Raw genomic sequence first — 14,009 nt, 5'->3', positions numbered from 1 at the left:
CGGCCCAGGCGATCAGCGCGGTGCGACTGGTCAGATCCCATTCGCGCCACGGGGCGATCACCTTGATGTCCGGGTCGAGCGCATAGGCGCTGAGCTCGAAGCGCACCTGGTCATTGCCCTTGCCGGTCGCGCCGTGGGCGATGAAGTCGGCGCCGGTCTGGTGCGCGATCTCGACGAGGCGCTTGGAGATCAGCGGCCGCGCGATCGAGGTGCCGAGCAGGTAGTCGCCTTCGTAGCGGGCATTGGCGCGCATCATCGGGAAGACGAAATCGCGGACGAATTCCTCGCGCACGTCCTCGATGAAGATGTGATCGTCGGGAATGCCCATCGCCCGGGCCTTGGCGCGCGCGGGTTCGATTTCCTCGCCTTGCCCGAGGTCGGCGGTGAAGGTCACCACCTCGAGCCCGCGCTCCACGCTCAGCCACTTGGCGATGACGCTGGTATCGAGACCGCCCGAATAGGCGAGGACGACTTTCTGGGGCATGGCGAGAGGTTCCTTGGGTATGCTTGCGCGCGCCCCTATCAGCGTGGGGACGAAGGGGCAATCGCGCTGTGGCCTGCGCACCGTTCTAGCGGCCTCTTGGCAATCGGCTGCTAAGAACTACCTGATAAGCCGTGCGCGAAGGCGATGCCACGCGTGGGGCAAACAGGGGTCGGATTATGCTGCGGATGTGGAGCAAGGCGCGCGAGCTGGCGGTGATGACCCCGCCCGAGCGCAACCGCTGGGTCGATTTCCTGCGCGCGATCTCGATCATGGCTGTGGTGGTCGGCCACTGGCTGATGGCGGGGCTTTACATTGATGCCGCGGGCGAGCTGCGGCGCGGCGATCTGCTATCGGTGGCCGACTGGGCGCATTGGCTCACCTGGGGCTTCCAGGTGATGCCGGTGTTCTTCCTCGTCGGCGGCTATGCCAATCAGGTGAGCTGGGAGGCGACCACGCGCAAGGCCGCCGCCGATCAAGCCGGCGTCTACCGCGACTGGCTGGCGAGCCGGGTGCAGCGCCTCATCACGCCGACCTTCCCGGTGCTCCTGCTGTGGGCGGGGCTGGCGGTGGTGATGACCCAGGTCGGCCTGCCGCGCAGCCAGATCCGCATGGCGACCGAGGCCGCGCTGATCCCGGTGTGGTTCCTTGCGGTCTACCTGCTGGTGACTGCCTTCACGCCCCTGGCGCAGCGCCTCTGGACCCGGCTCGGGTGGGGCAGCGTCGCATTGTTCGTGCCGCTTGCGATGCTGACCGACTGGCTGACCTTCACGGCCAAGGTGCCTTACGTCAATTTCACCAATTTCCTGTGGGTGTTCCTCGCCATCCACCAGCTTGGCTTTGCATGGCGGGCGGGCAAGTTCGAGCGCCCGCTATTCGCCTGGGGCTTCTTCGCGGTGTCGCTGGCGATTCTCGTGAACATCACCGTGTTCGGCTTCTATCCGGTGGCGATGGTCTCGGCGCCCGGAGGCTTCTCCAACTCGCTACCGCCGACGCTGGCGCTGCTCGCGCTGGGCGGCGTGCAGGTGGGGCTGGTGCTGGCGCTGGAGAGTGCCGGGCGGCGGATGCTCGCGAACGTGAGCCTCTGGACCGCGACGGTGCTGATGAACGGGATGATCATGACCGTCTACCTGTGGCACCTCACCGCCTTCGTGCTGGTGATGACGGTCGACTGGCTCTTGCTGGGGGGCTGGGGCCTCGGTCCGGTGCCAGGGACGGGCGAGTGGTGGGTGACGCGGCCCGTGTGGATCGCTGTCTACATCTTCGCGCTGCTCCCGCTGATCGGCATCTTCGCGCGCCACGAGCGCAGCTTCGGCCCCGTGCGCGGCGGGCGAACCGTGCCGCGCCTGCGCGCCGTCATCGGCGTGCTGGCGATCTGCGCAGGCCTCGGCGCGACTGCGGGGCTGACCATCACCAGCCCGGATTCGCTCTCCGGCATACGCTGGTGGGTGATCGCGCTACCGCTGGCCGGCGCGGCGCTGATGGGCTTCGGCCCCGTCTACCGCCCGCGTCAGCGCCCCGGCGCGCACGAGATGGGCTAGACGAGCATGCCCTTCGCCGCGAGGCGCTGGGCGAGCCATAGCAGACCCGCTGCGACGAGCACGACGATGCTCAACACCACTACCTGCGGTGTGCCGAAGACTGCAAACACCCCGAGCAGCGCATCCCCCGCCCATAGCGCGAGATAGGCGGCGAGCGATACCGCCAGCACCGCGATGCTCGCCCGCCGCTGCGCAAGCAGCAGCACCGCGCCGAGCACCCCGCCGAGCGTGCCGATCGCGAAAACCGCCGCCATCCATACGGGCAATGCGGCATAGAGCTGCGCCTGTTCGGGCGTCATTCCCCCTGCGATCAGCCCTGCCTCGTCGGTGAAAGTCTGGCGGACGAACTGCCACGCGCCAAACAGGCTCCAGAGCAATCCGGCCAGAGCGGCGATGCGCGCGGCGCGTGGGTAGGGGGCGGCAAGCGGAGAGGCAGGGGTAGTCATGCGCTTAGGTCCTTCTGTCCGGCCCGGCGCGAGAGGTGCACCGGGCTTGCAACAGGAAGACGCGCGCGCTCACGCGGATTCGACAGCGGTCGCGAAAAAATGCGCGGCCAGCCTCACCCCTTCAGCAGATAGTCCCGCGTGATCGGCAGCGCGCGGCGCGAGCGGACGTACTGGATCTGGTAATTGCCCATGCTCCCGTGCTCGAAGACGGTCGCGGCGCCTGCGAGGTAGAAGGTCCACATCCGGAAGAACTTCTCGTCATAAAGCGCGATGATCTTCTCGCGGTGCTCCATGCAGTTGGCATACCAGGCGCGGATCGTGTGCGCATAGTGGAGGCGCAGCGTCTCTACATCGCTTGCGATCAGGCGGAATTTCTCGCTCGCCGCCACCGTCTCCGACAGGGCGGGGATATAGCCGCCGGGGAAGATGTACTTGCGGGTGAAGGCGTCGGTGGTGCCGGGGCTGCCGAAGCGGCCGATGGTGTGGAGCAGCATCACCCCGTCTTCGGCCAGCATCCGCGCGGTGGCCTCGAAGAAGGTCTCGAACTGCGCGCGGCCGACATGCTCGAACATGCCGACCGAAACGATCCGGTCGAACTTGCGGCCCGAGGCGGCGGTGTCGCGGTAATCCTCGAGCAGGATCGTCACCCTGTCCGCCACCCCCGCCTCGCGCACGCGGCTACGGGCGAGCGTGGCCTGTTCCTCCGACAGGGTGATGCCGGTGACGTGGACATTGTGACGCTGCGCCAGATGGATCGCCATCCCGCCCCACCCGCAGCCGATGTCGAGCACCTCCTGCCCGGGCGAAAGGTGCAGCTTCTTCGCGATGTGCTGCAGCTTGGCCCCCTGCGCCTCGCCCAGCGTCGTGACGCCCTCGCCCCAATAGGCGCAGGAATATTGCCAGTGCTCGGGATCGAGCATCAGCGCGTAGAGATCATTGCCGATGTCGTAGTGGTGCGCGACGTTCTTCTTCGAACCCACGCGGTTGTTGATCTGCTCGGCGGCGAAGCTCGCGCGGTTGACGAGCCGCTTCAGTGCACTCGGCCGCAGGTTGTTGTCGCCGCGTTCCCAGCGGTCGTTCATCCTGAGCAGGCTGACGAGGCCCATCACGTCGCCCTCCACGATCAGCAGCCGCCCGTCGATGAAGGCCTCCGCCGCACCGAGCCGGGGATCGAGGATGATGTCGCGCGGCACGGCGCTGTCGGTGAAGCGCAGAACGATTTCGGGAAAGCCCTCGGCGGCGGTGCCATAGGTGCTCGCGCTGCCATCGGCAAAGACGATGCCGAGGCGGCCCTGCCTGACGGCACGGGACAGAAATCGGTCAAGGAGAGGCTTGCTCATGATGCTCCTTTCTAGGATGCTTCGAGGGTAAGCTTAGCCGGAGAGGCGGCTTTCGCAATATCATGGACTTGTGGCAGGGCGGGGCGGATGGCCGAAGCGAAGACGACGATTACCGCGGTTGAGGTCGAAGCGTTCATCGCGAGCGTCGAGCCGCCGGCCAAGCGCGAGGACGCTCGGGTGCTCGATGCCCTGTTCCGCAAGGTGACCGGCGCGGCGCCGAAGATGTGGGGGCCGACGATCATTGGCTACGGCGAATATTCCACAACCTATGATAGTGGCCGCGATGTGCACTGGATGCGTGCGGGCTTTTCGCCGAGGAAGGCCAAGCATTCGCTCTACTTCATGGGCGGCTATTGCGATCCCGTCACCGGCTCGGGACGCGATGAGAAACTGACGCGGCTGGGCAAGTATGCAACCGGCAAGAGCTGCCTCTATGTGAACAAGCTGGCCGACATCGACCTCGCCGTGCTGGAGGAGATCATCGCTGCTGACTGGGCCGCGATGCAGCGGCTGTTCCCGGAGAGCTAGACCCCGGCATACCACTGGTAGCCGGCGACATCCTCCCAGAACCCGCCGCCGCCTTGGCCGATCTGGGCAAAGCTGGTGACCGCCTCGATCGCCTTCACATACTTGGCCTGCTTGTAGCCGAGCTGGCGCTCGATCCGCATGCGCAAGGGAGCCCCGTTCTTCTCGGGCAGGGGCTCGCTATTGAGCGAATGGGCGATGATCGTCTGCGGGTGATAGGCATCGACCATGTCGATACTCTCGTAATAGTCGCGCCCGTAGAGCGTGTCGGCGCAGCGGAAGACGATGAACTTCGCGCTCTCCTTCACCTTGGCAGCATCGAGCAGCGCACCAAGCTGCACCCCCTGCCACTCACCAATCGCGCTCCAGCCCTCGACACAGTCGTGGCGGGTGATCTGGATGCGCTGGGGCAGGGCCTTGAGGTCGGCAAGGCCGAGCGCCAGCGGCTTTTCGACCAGCCCGCGCACTTCGAGCTTCCAGTCGGGAAAGCCCTTGGCGAGTTGCTCCTGATAGAAGGGATCGGCGACCGTCACCGAGCCATTGCCGCGGAAGGTCGGCGAGCGCTGGTCGGGGCGGAATTCCTTGGCGAGCCCCTGCTTGCCCGCAAGCGCGCGGTGTAGGACGCGGTGCCCGTCCTCGGCCGCCTTGAACAGGCTGCCGGCAGCCTCGCTGTCGTTGATCTTGGCGCAGGCCGAGGCGCCCAGAGCGGCGATCCCGGCAAGCAGCGAACGGCGCGGCAGGTCAACCATGAGCAGGCGCTCCTTCTTCGGCGGCGGGGGCTGGTTCGGGCTGGGGAGGAGTGGGCGGGGCGGCGCCCACGCGCTTGCCGCCGGTGAACATCTCGAGGATCAGCCGCCAATCGGTGAGCGCGAGAAGGATGTGGATCACGAAGAAGCCGAAGATCCCCCAGGCAGCGATGAAGTGGAGCGAGCGCGCGCTCTGGCGGCCGCCGAACACGTCGACCAGCCACGGCGCGAAGCCCGACACCCCGGGGCTGATTGCAAGGCCGGTGAGCAGCATCATCGGCAAGAGCACGCCGAACACGCCGCCGTAGAGGATTTTCTGGACCGGGTTGTAGCCATGGGCATGCCCGGCGCCCGGCCCCGAGTGCGCCTTCAGCGAGGCGATCACCGCACCGGGGGTCCAGTCCTTCGGCGCGGTCATAAGGTTGCGGCGGAAATGGCCGTTCCAGAGCATCGCCACCCAGATGAACAGCACCCCCAGCCCGAACGGCCAGGCCATGGTGATGTGCCAGTCGCGGGCCACGGCGAGGTTGTAGTGCCCGGGGATCGTCGCCCATCCGGGGAAGCGGATCACGTGGAGCCAGGCGTCGCCCGCATCGAAGCCGTAATGGCCCCAATAAAGGTGTCGGTGGGCGTTGGAGATGTTGAGCCCGGTCATGAACAGCACGATGATCGCGATCGCGTTCACCCAGTGCCACAGCCGTGTCGAAAGCGAATGCTTCTTCATGCAGATCCCCCCTCAGCATGCTCGCGGGCAAGCCAGATCACGTCGCGCGGCTGGTCCATCAGGTGCTGGCCGCTGTCGATGAACAGACTCTGTCCGCTGGCCAGCGCACCGCTCGCCAGGAACAGCGCCGCATCGGCGATCTCGTCAGACCCGGTCTTGCGAGCCAGGAGGTTCATCCGGTGTGAAATCTCGGTCTCCTCCTCGCGCTGGTCGTGGCTCGCCAGCACGGCGCCGGGCGCAAGGCCATAGGCCCTGACGTCGCCATTCCAATTCCCCTTGGCCAGCATGCCGATGGTGGCTGCCAGCGCGTGTTTGGACATGGTGTAACTGAAAAAATCGGGGTTCGTATTTTCAATTTTCATGTCTGTGACGTTGATCACGCTGCGCACGCCCGGCCGCCCCGCGGTGAGCGCGATGAAGCCTTGTGCAAGGCGGGCCGGGGCAAGCGCGTTGATCTGCATCGCAGCCCGGTTCGTCGCCGGGTCAAGCGCGGTTACAGGATCATAATCGAAAATTGAGGCTGAATTGACGAGGCAGCGCCAGCCGGGAAGCCGCGCGGCGAGCGCGGTGACAGCCGCGAGCGCGGCGTCATCATCGGCAAGGTCGAAGCGAAGCGTCTCGGCGCTGGGGAGCGTTGCTGCGAGCGCCTCGGCGGCGACGGCCGAGCTCCGGTAATGGATCACCGTGTGCCATCCGGCGGAGGCAAAGCGGCGCACGATCGCAGCGCCGATACGGGTCGCCCCGCCGGTCACGAGGACGGCGGGGCGAGGGGAGGGTGCGCTGCTGTCGGGGGAGAGGGGCATGACAGCAGCGCTAACAGGCGGGGCGGCGCGCTTCAATCGGCGAGAGGGCCGCGCGCCCAATGGGAGGCTTAGCGGCAGCGCAGCTCCCCGCGGTCGATCTCGCGGCCAATGAGGCCGCCGCCGATCGCGCCGAGCAGGGTGCCGACCGTGCGGTCGCCGCGGGTGTCGATGGTGCGCCCAAGCAGCGCGCCGACCCCGGCACCGATCACGAGACCCGTAGTCCCGTTGTCGCGGCGGCAATAGTAGCGGTCACCATCACGCCAGATCCGGTCGCTGCGGCTGAGGCGGCGCGGCTCGTAATAGCGGCCGCGATCATCATAGATGCGGTCCTTGCCGCGTTTGCCCCATGCCTTGGCGTGGCGCGGGGGATCGGCCATCGCGGGGGTCGCCATCGGCAGGGTCATGGCTCCGGCAGCGAGGATGAGAGCGATTTTCTTCACGGCAGTTCTCCTTTCGGTTTGCCTGCGTTCGCAAGGGTGTGGCTGGCATTGCCCCGCCAGCGAGGGAAGGGGGCGGGCGACGGGGCGGGCATCCGGAGCGCCGGATGCCCGCCCGCTTTCGACCGGTGTTAACGGCAGCGCGCTTCGCCGCGGTCGACCTCGCGGCCGAGCAGACCGCCACCGATCGCGCCGAGCAGCGTGCCGAGCGAGCGGTCGCCGCGGGTGTCGATGGTGCGGCCCAAAAGGGCACCGCCGACCGCGCCGATCACCAGACCGGTGGTGCCGTCATCGCGGCGGCAGTGGTAGCGGCCATCCTGACCGCGCCACACGCGGTCGTTGCGGCTCAGGCGGCGATCGCGCTCCCAGTCGCGGCGATCGCGGCGGTCACCGCGCCAGTCGCGGCGGTCGCGGCGCCAGTCGCGGCGGTCGTCCCAGTCGTCATCGCCATAGGCCGAGACGGGCGCGTAGTCGGCAGGCGCGGTGTGGTAGCCGGCAAATAGCGGCGAGGGGGCACCGGGCAACTCGGCAGCCTGGGCCGGAGCGGCGAAGGCAGCCATCGAACCGGCGGCGGCGAGGAGGGCGAGATGTTTCATGTCCGTGTCCTTGTGGCGGCTCCCCGATGGAGCCTCGCTGTTATCGTTCATCAAACTCGAACGCTGTATGAACGATACAGTGGGGAAACGGTTCAGGTTCGGCGCCTATTCCCGCCCCCTTGCCAAAAAGGGGACTATCGCTGCGAAGCTGCTGCTTTTTCGCGCAGTTTCGGGCTGAGCGGCGCGAGCGCGGCGAGCGCGGCGCGTTCTTCCGGCGTGGCCTTGCCCGCGACCAGCGCGCGGAACACCCGCGCGACGCTCCATTCGGCCGCGCCGATAGCCACGCGTTCGAGCGATTCGCCCGCGGCGACCTCGCCGGGTTCGATCACGCGGAAATACCAGCCGCAGCGGCCCGTCCGGATGATCGCGGCGACCATGCCCTTGTGGCCGAATCGGTGCTCGATCTTCCAGCACGGCTGGCGCGGCTGGCTGACCTCGATCAGCGCGGTTCCAAGCAGGAAGCGGTCGCCGATATGGACTTGGCTTTCGGTGAGCCCGCGCACCGCGAGGTTCGAGCCGAAGCCGCCGGGCTCGTCCAGCAGCGGGGAGGCGCCGATCTCGCCCCTCCACCAGTCATGGTGATCGAGCGGGTAAAGGTGGAGCGCCATCTCGGGCCCGCCGTGGACGCGGCGGTCGGCCTGCTCGTCGGGGGCGAGACCCTCGGCATGGATCTGCACGGGGCCGTCCTGTGGGCGCTTCTGGATCGCGCTCAATTCTACGCCGTTGAAGGGGCGGGCTGTGCCGGCGCAGACGGCCTCGATGGTCCAGCGGGTCATGGTTTGCTCACGATAAGATCGATCCAGTCGCGCTGCGTCCCGTCGCTGGCCTTGCCGGCGTAGTTCGCGTGCGACTCGATGGTGAAACCGGCCGAGGCGTAGGCGGTCAGCAGCCATTCGGGCGTGGGGAAATTGTGCAACCGGCCCAGCAGATCGCGGCCCTCACCGGGATTGGCCCCGTCGCCCAGCTTGTAACTGGAGAAGAACCAGCCCCCCGGCAGCAGGGCGCGGTGGATCCGGGCGAGCACATCGGGCAGCGCCTCGCGGGGGCAATGCAGCAGGCTCGCATGGGCCCAGACACCACCATAGGCGGCTTGCGTATCGAGTTCGTGGAAGGCCATTACCCGCGCGCCGAGCGCGAAGGCCTCGTTGGCGCGCTTGACGAGGGCGGGGGTGGCGTCGGTGGCGTCGATGATGAAGCCGCGCTTGCGGATATGGTCGGCATCGCGCCCGCCGCCGCAGCCGAGTTCGAGCACGGCGCTCCCCGTGGGCAGACGATCAAGAAAAGCGTCGAGCTGGTGGCTATGCGCTTCGCCCGAGTGGAACACCCAGTGCGGCGCGCGTGCCTGATAGAAGGCGATGGTGTCGGGGTCCGTGCTCACGCCAATATCACAGGGGCGGTCAGGACGCCGACTTCTCGAGCGGCATCACATTGTACTCGCGCACCTCGGCCTGACTCAGGCAATAGCGGGTCGAGGGGTTATCCTCGCTCTTCACCGCCTGCTGCCGGTACATGATGTCGGTCAGGAGCTTGCGGCTGATTCCCATGCGGATCAGGAAATCATTGTCCTCGCTCGCCAGAAGGGCCGAGGATTGTTCGATGCTGGCGATATATTCTGTGGTGGCCTTGCTGCCCTCGATGACCACGTCATCGATGGCGGCGCGGTCGCCGGTGTGGGTGAACATGTGGACCATGAACACGCCGCCCTCGTCGACCACCCGGCGGTCGCCGCCCATGAACACGAAATTGCAGGCCGAAAAGCACGCCCAGCCGGCGGGCACGCGGGTGAGCATCCCGCGATAGGAGCGGATGATCTTGCCTGCCTCGTTGCCCGCCCGCGCATTGCCGCCGCGGCTGCGCAGCCACACTTCCTCGATCCGCTCGTCGGCCTCGATCGCGGCCTTGAGGCGCTTGGGGAGGGTGGAGTCTATCGCGCCTTCAGCCAGCAGCACGCGCTTGCCGTCCCGGTCAGCCGGGGTGAGAGTCATCGCGGTCCTGGGGCCGAAGTCAGGATCGGCCGGGCAGGTCGGATTGTCAGCGTCCATCGGCGGGGCGGCGCCGGTCAGCAGCGCAAGCGCGGCCAGTGCGGCCGGGCAGCGCATCACGCGATGATCGAATAGCGCGCCGACCCCGGAGCGCGGCACATGCGCTTTTCGGCGCGGGTTTCCTCGCCTTCGACGATCACCACGTCTGTGACGGTGATGCAATCGCGCTGGCCGCCCGCATTGTCGCGGCCCGTGACGGTCGAGGTTCCGCTGACATTCTCGCGCGAGGCCGAGGTCCACTGCGCGCTTGTGCCGACTTCGGGCCGTGCGGCGGCGTCTTCGGTGCGGGTGGCGGTGAGCGTCGCTTCGGCGGCCTGCTTCTGCTCCTCGGGATCGAGCTTGCAGGCGATGCTTTCGGTGATCTGGTCGGAGAACTCGGGCACCGGCACGAAAGAGGGCAGGTTGGCCGAGCGCGCCAGCTGGTCGACCGCCCCGCCGAGCATGCCGCCGATGATCCCGCGTCCCTTGTCGCCCTTCTTGCCCTTGCCGCAGGCTTCGGCCTTGTCGGCGCCGCGTTTGCCGCTGCCCAGAATGCCGCCGAACTGGGCTTCGGCAGGCAGCGGGGCGGCCACAAGTGCCGCAAGGGCGGTCAGAGCCGCGAACCTCGATGCAGAAATTGCCACGCCGATCCTCCCTAGGCTGCGCGGGAAACTACGCCTGTGCGGCAGGAGCGTCAATCGCGGCAGCGGCAGCCTCGCGGTCACGCTGGGCGCGGGACTTCTTCTCGGCGGCGGTCTTCAACTGTCCGCAAGCCGCGTCGATGTCGCGCCCGCGCGGGGTGCGCACCGGGGCAGAGAAGCCACCCTCGAAGACGATCTCGGAGAAGCGGCGGATGCGCTCGGGCGTGGAGGTTTCATAACCTGCGCCGGGCCAGGGGTTGAAGGGGATGAGGTTGACCTTGGCCGGCAGGTTGAACTGGCGCAGCAGGCGGACGAGCTCGCGCGCGTCGTCGTCACTGTCGTTCTTGTCCCGGATCATCACATATTCAAACGTGATGCGCCGCGCGTTCGACGCGCCGGGGTAGTCGGCGCAGGCCTGCAAGAGGTCCTCGATGCCGTATTTCTTGTTCAAGGGCACCAGCTCGTCGCGCACCTCCTTGCGCACGCCGTGCAGGGACACCGCGAGGTTCACTCCGATCTCCTCGCCGCAGCGCTCCATCATCGGGATGACGCCGCTGGTCGACAGCGTGATGCGGCGCTTGGAGAGGGCGAGGCCGTCGCCGTCCATCACCAGCTTCAAGGCATCGCGAACGTGATCGAAATTGTAGAGCGGCTCGCCCATGCCCATCATCACGATGTTGGTGAGCAGGCGCCCGTCGGCGGTGTAGTGCCCCGCCTCGTCATCCTCGTCGATCACGTCGGCATCGCTGATCATGGTGCCGCGCGGCCATTCGCCCAGCGCGTCGCGGGCGAGCATCACCTGGCCGACGATCTCGCCGGGGGTAAGGTTGCGCACCAGCCGCATCGTGCCGGTGTGGCAGAAGGAGCAGGTGAGGGTGCAGCCCACTTGGCTGGAGACGCACAGCGTGCCGCGCGTCTCGTCGGGGATGAAGACCATCTCGAAATCATGGCCGTCGGCGGTGCGCAGCAGCCACTTGCGGGTGCCGTCGACCGAATGCTGGGCCTCGACCACATCCGGGCGGCCGATCACGAAGCGCTCGGCAAGCCACGGGCGCATCGGCTTGGCGATGTCGGTCATCGCCTCGAAATCGGTGACCCCGCGGTGGTAGAGCCAGTGGAACACCTGCTTGGCGCGCAGCTTGGCGGCCTTGGCGTCGAGCCCGGCCTCGGCGAACAGTTCGCGGATGCGCGGGCGGGGGAGGCCGATCAGGTCGACGCGGCCGTCGGCACGCGGCGTGATGTCGCGCGCGGCGGGCACCGGGTCGACGAGGCCCGGGATGGTCATGAGTGCGGTATCGGCCATGGGTGGCGGCCATATAGTGCGGGTTCGCCGGTTTGGCGAGTCAGCGCTTCGCACACCCCACGGTGGCCGCGTCGATGGCAGTCGCTGCGCCCGCGAGTGTGTAGCGGTCGGTAAAGCCTCTGCCCGACACGCTCATCCGGGTGCCTGAGCGCATCGCGGCGACAATCGCCGCGTCCCCGCGCGCATCGGCAGCCCAGGCATTGCGCCCCTTGGCGACAAGATCGAAGCGCTTGTCGCCCACGGCGAGCCGGAGGCGGGCCCCTTTTGCTCCGGTGTCGGCAACCTCGCGGCTGAGCACCAGATGCACGCTTCCACGCACCCCCCTGTCGGGCCACAGCGAGACGGTCGCATAGGCGGGGGCCGCGGTCTTCGCCTGCGCCTTGGCAATGGCATAGCAGCGCGCGGGCGAGGCATCCTTGAACGCCGCCCAGCTTTCATAGACCCCAAGGCTCTCGCGCGCCGCCAGAGGCGAGGCGGTGAGGGCAAGAAGGGCGAGAACCGGCAGGCGGGCGATCATCGGCGAAGCGATTGCCCAAGGGCAGCGAATTTGCAACAGCGCTTGGTCATGTCGAAGGAACTCGCCAAGCGCTCGCGCGCCCTGTCCTACTGGCTGCGGCACGCGCCCGAGCAGGGCGGGCTGACCCTCGATCCCGCGGGCTGGGCAACGGTCGCGGATGTGCTCGCCGCCTTGGCGCGAGAGGGGCTTGCGACCTCCGAAGCAGTGCTGCACGCCGTCGTCGAGGAGAACGACAAGCGCCGGTTCGAGCTGTCCGATGACCGCAGCCGCATCCGCGCGCGGCAGGGCCATTCGGTTGAGGTCGAGGGCAGCTGGGAGGCCGCGGCGCCCCCTGCGGTGCTCTATCACGGCACGGTCGAGCGGTTTCTGGCAGCGATCATGCGCGAGGGGCTTACGAAGCAGCAGCGCCACCACGTGCATCTTTCCGCCGATTTCGAAACGGCAATGAAGGTCGGCGCGCGGCGGGCGGAGGCGGTGATCCTGACGGTGGCAGCCGGGCGGATGGCGGCGGACGGCCACGCCTTCGCCCTCTCAACCAACGGCGTGTGGCTGACCGACCATGTTCCGCCCCGTTACCTCGCGTGCAAGGATCAGTCGTAGGCGATACTCATCACTTCCCACTCGCGCGTGCCCGAGGGGAGGCTGACGACGCGCGAATCCCCGACTGACGCACCGCGCAGCGCGCGCGCCATCGGGGAGTTCCAGCCGATCAGGCCCGCACCGGCGTCCTGCTCGTCATCGCCCACCAGCTGGACGGTCTGCCGGTTCTCGTCCTCGTCGGCGATGGTGACGCGCGCGCCGAAGAACACGCGGGAGCGGTCGACCTGTGCCGCCGGATCGACCACCCGCAAGGCCTTCATCCGCTTGATCAGATGCGCCAGTTCGCGGTCGATCTCGCGCATCTTCTTGCGGCCGTAGAGATAGTCGCCGTTCTCGCTGCGGTCGCCATTGCCCGCCGCCCAGCTGACGATCTCGACGATCGCCGGGCGCTCGGTGCCGAGCAGATGGTCATAGCGCGCCTTCAAGGCCGCCATTCCCGCAGGCGTGATCGGAGGCCCCGCCGGTTTCATAGGGCAATCAGCGCAGGAAGGTATCGACGGTGCGCGGCAGGCCCGCCTGTTCGGGATACATGTGCGAATAGGTCACCGCATTGCCGATCACGCGCATCACGTAATAGCGCGTCTCGAAATTGGCGGGGATCTTCTCGATCCAGGTCACCCAGTCGATCTCACCGCGGCGCGGGTCGCCATTGGCGCGCAGCCACTGGTTCACCCGCCCCGGCCCGGCGTTATAGGCCCCGATCGCGAGCGGGTAGGAGCCGCCGTAATAGCTCAGCATCCGCGCGAAATAGGCATCGCCCAGCTGGATATTGTAGAGCGGCGCGGCGGTGAGGTCGGCCGAGAGATACTGGACGCCGATCTTGCCCGCCTGCTCGCGCGCAGTGCCCGGCATCAGCTGCATGATCCCGCGCGCGCCGGCATGGCTCTCGCGGGTGCGGTCGAACTCGCTTTCCTGGCGGCCGATGGCGTGGACCATCACCCAGTCATTGACCGCAGGCGGCGTGGCGACGGTGGGGAAGCCGATCCGCTCGAGGCCCGAGAGCCCCGTCTCGCCCATCTTGAGGCCGAGCACCACCGCCAGCTCGTCAAGCCCGGTCTCGCGCGCGAGCATGCCTGCCATCAGCATTTCGGTGGGGGTATCGGCCTCGTCGCCCAGCGCCTCGAAGAAGCGGCGCTCGGTGCGCCAGTCGCGGCGGTTCTTGGCGAGGGCGCGGATCGCCTGAACGACGGGGCGCGTCTCGAACTCGGCACGGACCGAGGCGTCCATCGCCGGCTGCGGCAAGCCTGCAAACGTGGGCATCGGGCGGCCGAGCGCGCTTAAGGACAGT

19 protein-coding genes are annotated in these 14,009 nt (G+C 67.6%); 3 read left to right on the top strand and 16 right to left on the bottom strand.

Annotated features, from left to right (window positions below):
- The coding region (locus tag NBV68_RS11530; RefSeq protein ID WP_296310011.1) for an argininosuccinate synthase domain-containing protein at positions 1 to 484 on the bottom strand (484 nt) is incomplete at its 3' end.
- Between the two features lie 176 nt (positions 485 to 660).
- On the opposite strand from NBV68_RS11530, the gene NBV68_RS11525 reads away from it, so the two are divergent.
- The gene (locus NBV68_RS11525) at positions 661 to 2,022 is read left to right on the top strand and encodes an acyltransferase (protein ID WP_296310008.1); all 1,362 of its coding nucleotides are present in this window, start codon (positions 661 to 663) and stop codon (positions 2,020 to 2,022) included.
- On the opposite strand, the gene NBV68_RS11520 is transcribed toward NBV68_RS11525, so the two are convergent.
- On the bottom strand, positions 2,019 to 2,468 hold the full coding sequence (locus NBV68_RS11520) for a hypothetical protein (protein WP_296310006.1): 450 nt from the start codon (positions 2,466 to 2,468) through the stop codon (positions 2,019 to 2,021). The two genes, NBV68_RS11525 and NBV68_RS11520, sit on opposite strands and share 4 nt — an antisense overlap.
- Before the next feature lie 113 nt (positions 2,469 to 2,581).
- The gene (locus NBV68_RS11515) at positions 2,582 to 3,808 is read right to left on the bottom strand and encodes a cyclopropane-fatty-acyl-phospholipid synthase family protein (RefSeq protein WP_296310005.1); all 1,227 of its coding nucleotides are present in this window, start codon (positions 3,806 to 3,808) and stop codon (positions 2,582 to 2,584) included.
- Between the two features lie 87 nt (positions 3,809 to 3,895).
- On the opposite strand from NBV68_RS11515, the gene NBV68_RS11510 reads away from it, so the two are divergent.
- Positions 3,896 to 4,336 (top strand): DUF1801 domain-containing protein, encoded by a 441-nt coding sequence (locus NBV68_RS11510; RefSeq protein ID WP_296310004.1) that lies wholly within the window; start codon positions 3,896 to 3,898, stop codon positions 4,334 to 4,336.
- On the opposite strand, the gene NBV68_RS11505 is transcribed toward NBV68_RS11510, so the two are convergent.
- From NBV68_RS11505 to NBV68_RS11455, 11 genes are all read right to left on the bottom strand, one after another.
- Positions 4,333 to 5,082: a molybdopterin-dependent oxidoreductase gene (locus NBV68_RS11505; RefSeq protein ID WP_296310003.1), complete on the bottom strand. Its 750-nt coding sequence runs from the start codon at positions 5,080 to 5,082 to the stop codon at positions 4,333 to 4,335. The two genes, NBV68_RS11510 and NBV68_RS11505, sit on opposite strands and share 4 nt — an antisense overlap.
- Entirely contained in the window at positions 5,075 to 5,803 is a 729-nt protein-coding gene (locus NBV68_RS11500) for a cytochrome b/b6 domain-containing protein (RefSeq protein ID WP_296310001.1), read from the bottom strand. The genes NBV68_RS11505 and NBV68_RS11500 overlap by 8 nt, the downstream gene beginning before the upstream one ends.
- Positions 5,800 to 6,606, bottom strand: a complete 807-nt coding sequence (locus NBV68_RS11495) for an SDR family oxidoreductase (RefSeq protein ID WP_296309999.1) — start codon at positions 6,604 to 6,606, stop codon at positions 5,800 to 5,802. The genes NBV68_RS11500 and NBV68_RS11495 overlap by 4 nt, the downstream gene beginning before the upstream one ends.
- 68 nt (positions 6,607 to 6,674) lie before the next feature.
- A complete protein-coding gene (locus NBV68_RS11490; protein ID WP_296309998.1) occupies positions 6,675 to 7,046 on the bottom strand; it encodes a glycine zipper 2TM domain-containing protein in 372 nt (123 codons plus the stop codon).
- 128 nt (positions 7,047 to 7,174) lie between these two features.
- Positions 7,175 to 7,639 (bottom strand): glycine zipper 2TM domain-containing protein, encoded by a 465-nt coding sequence (locus NBV68_RS11485; RefSeq protein WP_296309997.1) that lies wholly within the window; start codon positions 7,637 to 7,639, stop codon positions 7,175 to 7,177.
- A 134-nt stretch (positions 7,640 to 7,773) separates the two neighbouring features.
- Entirely contained in the window at positions 7,774 to 8,415 is a 642-nt protein-coding gene (locus tag NBV68_RS11480) for an MOSC domain-containing protein (RefSeq protein WP_296309995.1), read from the bottom strand.
- Complete coding sequence (locus NBV68_RS11475; protein ID WP_296309993.1) at positions 8,412 to 9,017, bottom strand: class I SAM-dependent methyltransferase; 606 nt, start codon at positions 9,015 to 9,017, stop codon at positions 8,412 to 8,414. Before NBV68_RS11475 ends, NBV68_RS11480 begins: the two co-directional genes overlap by 4 nt.
- Before the next feature lie 19 nt (positions 9,018 to 9,036).
- Entirely contained in the window at positions 9,037 to 9,738 is a 702-nt protein-coding gene (locus NBV68_RS11470; RefSeq protein ID WP_296309991.1) for a hypothetical protein, read from the bottom strand.
- Entirely contained in the window at positions 9,738 to 10,304 is a 567-nt protein-coding gene (locus NBV68_RS11465) for a hypothetical protein (RefSeq protein WP_296309990.1), read from the bottom strand. The genes NBV68_RS11470 and NBV68_RS11465 overlap by 1 nt, the downstream gene beginning before the upstream one ends.
- Positions 10,305 to 10,332: 28 nt before the next feature.
- Complete coding sequence (gene rlmN, locus NBV68_RS11460) at positions 10,333 to 11,604, bottom strand: 23S rRNA (adenine(2503)-C(2))-methyltransferase RlmN (RefSeq protein WP_296309988.1); 1,272 nt, start codon at positions 11,602 to 11,604, stop codon at positions 10,333 to 10,335.
- 40 nt (positions 11,605 to 11,644) lie between these two features.
- Entirely contained in the window at positions 11,645 to 12,121 is a 477-nt protein-coding gene (locus NBV68_RS11455; RefSeq protein WP_296309986.1) for a hypothetical protein, read from the bottom strand.
- Positions 12,122 to 12,169: 48 nt separating this feature from the next.
- Here NBV68_RS11455 and NBV68_RS11450 point away from each other — a divergent pair, with 48 nt between their 5' ends.
- Positions 12,170 to 12,721, top strand: a complete 552-nt coding sequence (locus NBV68_RS11450; RefSeq protein ID WP_296309984.1) for an RNA 2'-phosphotransferase — start codon at positions 12,170 to 12,172, stop codon at positions 12,719 to 12,721.
- Here the strand turns inward: NBV68_RS11450 and greB are convergent.
- Complete coding sequence (gene greB, locus NBV68_RS11445; RefSeq protein ID WP_296309983.1) at positions 12,712 to 13,191, bottom strand: transcription elongation factor GreB; 480 nt, start codon at positions 13,189 to 13,191, stop codon at positions 12,712 to 12,714. The genes NBV68_RS11450 and greB overlap by 10 nt on opposite strands.
- A 7-nt stretch (positions 13,192 to 13,198) precedes the next feature.
- The coding region (locus tag NBV68_RS11440) for a lytic transglycosylase domain-containing protein (protein ID WP_296309981.1) at positions 13,199 to 14,009 on the bottom strand (811 nt) is incomplete at its 5' end.

The organism is Erythrobacter sp. (assembly GCF_023653175.1).
In the GTDB taxonomy this organism is placed as follows: Bacteria; Pseudomonadota; Alphaproteobacteria; order Sphingomonadales; family Sphingomonadaceae; genus Erythrobacter.
Note: the sequence above shows the minus strand (reverse complement) of the source record. Positions and strands in the feature narration are given on the sequence as shown.

Coding starts and splice junctions, on each gene's coding strand:
- NBV68_RS11500 (WP_296310001.1), bottom strand. CDS start 5,803: ATGAAGAAGCATTCGCTTTCGACACGGCTGTGGCACTGGGTGAACGCG.
- rlmN (WP_296309988.1), bottom strand. CDS start 11,604: ATGGCCGATACCGCACTCATGACCATCCCGGGCCTCGTCGACCCGGTG.
- NBV68_RS11485 (WP_296309997.1), bottom strand. CDS start 7,639: ATGAAACATCTCGCCCTCCTCGCCGCCGCCGGTTCGATGGCTGCCTTC.
- NBV68_RS11480 (WP_296309995.1), bottom strand. CDS start 8,415: ATGACCCGCTGGACCATCGAGGCCGTCTGCGCCGGCACAGCCCGCCCC.
- NBV68_RS11495 (WP_296309999.1), bottom strand. CDS start 6,606: ATGCCCCTCTCCCCCGACAGCAGCGCACCCTCCCCTCGCCCCGCCGTC.
- NBV68_RS11455 (WP_296309986.1), bottom strand. CDS start 12,121: ATGATCGCCCGCCTGCCGGTTCTCGCCCTTCTTGCCCTCACCGCCTCG.
- NBV68_RS11450 (WP_296309984.1), top strand. CDS start 12,170: ATGTCGAAGGAACTCGCCAAGCGCTCGCGCGCCCTGTCCTACTGGCTG.
- NBV68_RS11515 (WP_296310005.1), bottom strand. CDS start 3,808: ATGAGCAAGCCTCTCCTTGACCGATTTCTGTCCCGTGCCGTCAGGCAG.
- NBV68_RS11520 (WP_296310006.1), bottom strand. CDS start 2,468: ATGACTACCCCTGCCTCTCCGCTTGCCGCCCCCTACCCACGCGCCGCG.
- NBV68_RS11525 (WP_296310008.1), top strand. CDS start 661: ATGCTGCGGATGTGGAGCAAGGCGCGCGAGCTGGCGGTGATGACCCCG.
- NBV68_RS11470 (WP_296309991.1), bottom strand. CDS start 9,738: ATGCGCTGCCCGGCCGCACTGGCCGCGCTTGCGCTGCTGACCGGCGCC.
- greB (WP_296309983.1), bottom strand. CDS start 13,191: ATGAAACCGGCGGGGCCTCCGATCACGCCTGCGGGAATGGCGGCCTTG.
- NBV68_RS11505 (WP_296310003.1), bottom strand. CDS start 5,082: ATGGTTGACCTGCCGCGCCGTTCGCTGCTTGCCGGGATCGCCGCTCTG.
- NBV68_RS11510 (WP_296310004.1), top strand. CDS start 3,896: ATGGCCGAAGCGAAGACGACGATTACCGCGGTTGAGGTCGAAGCGTTC.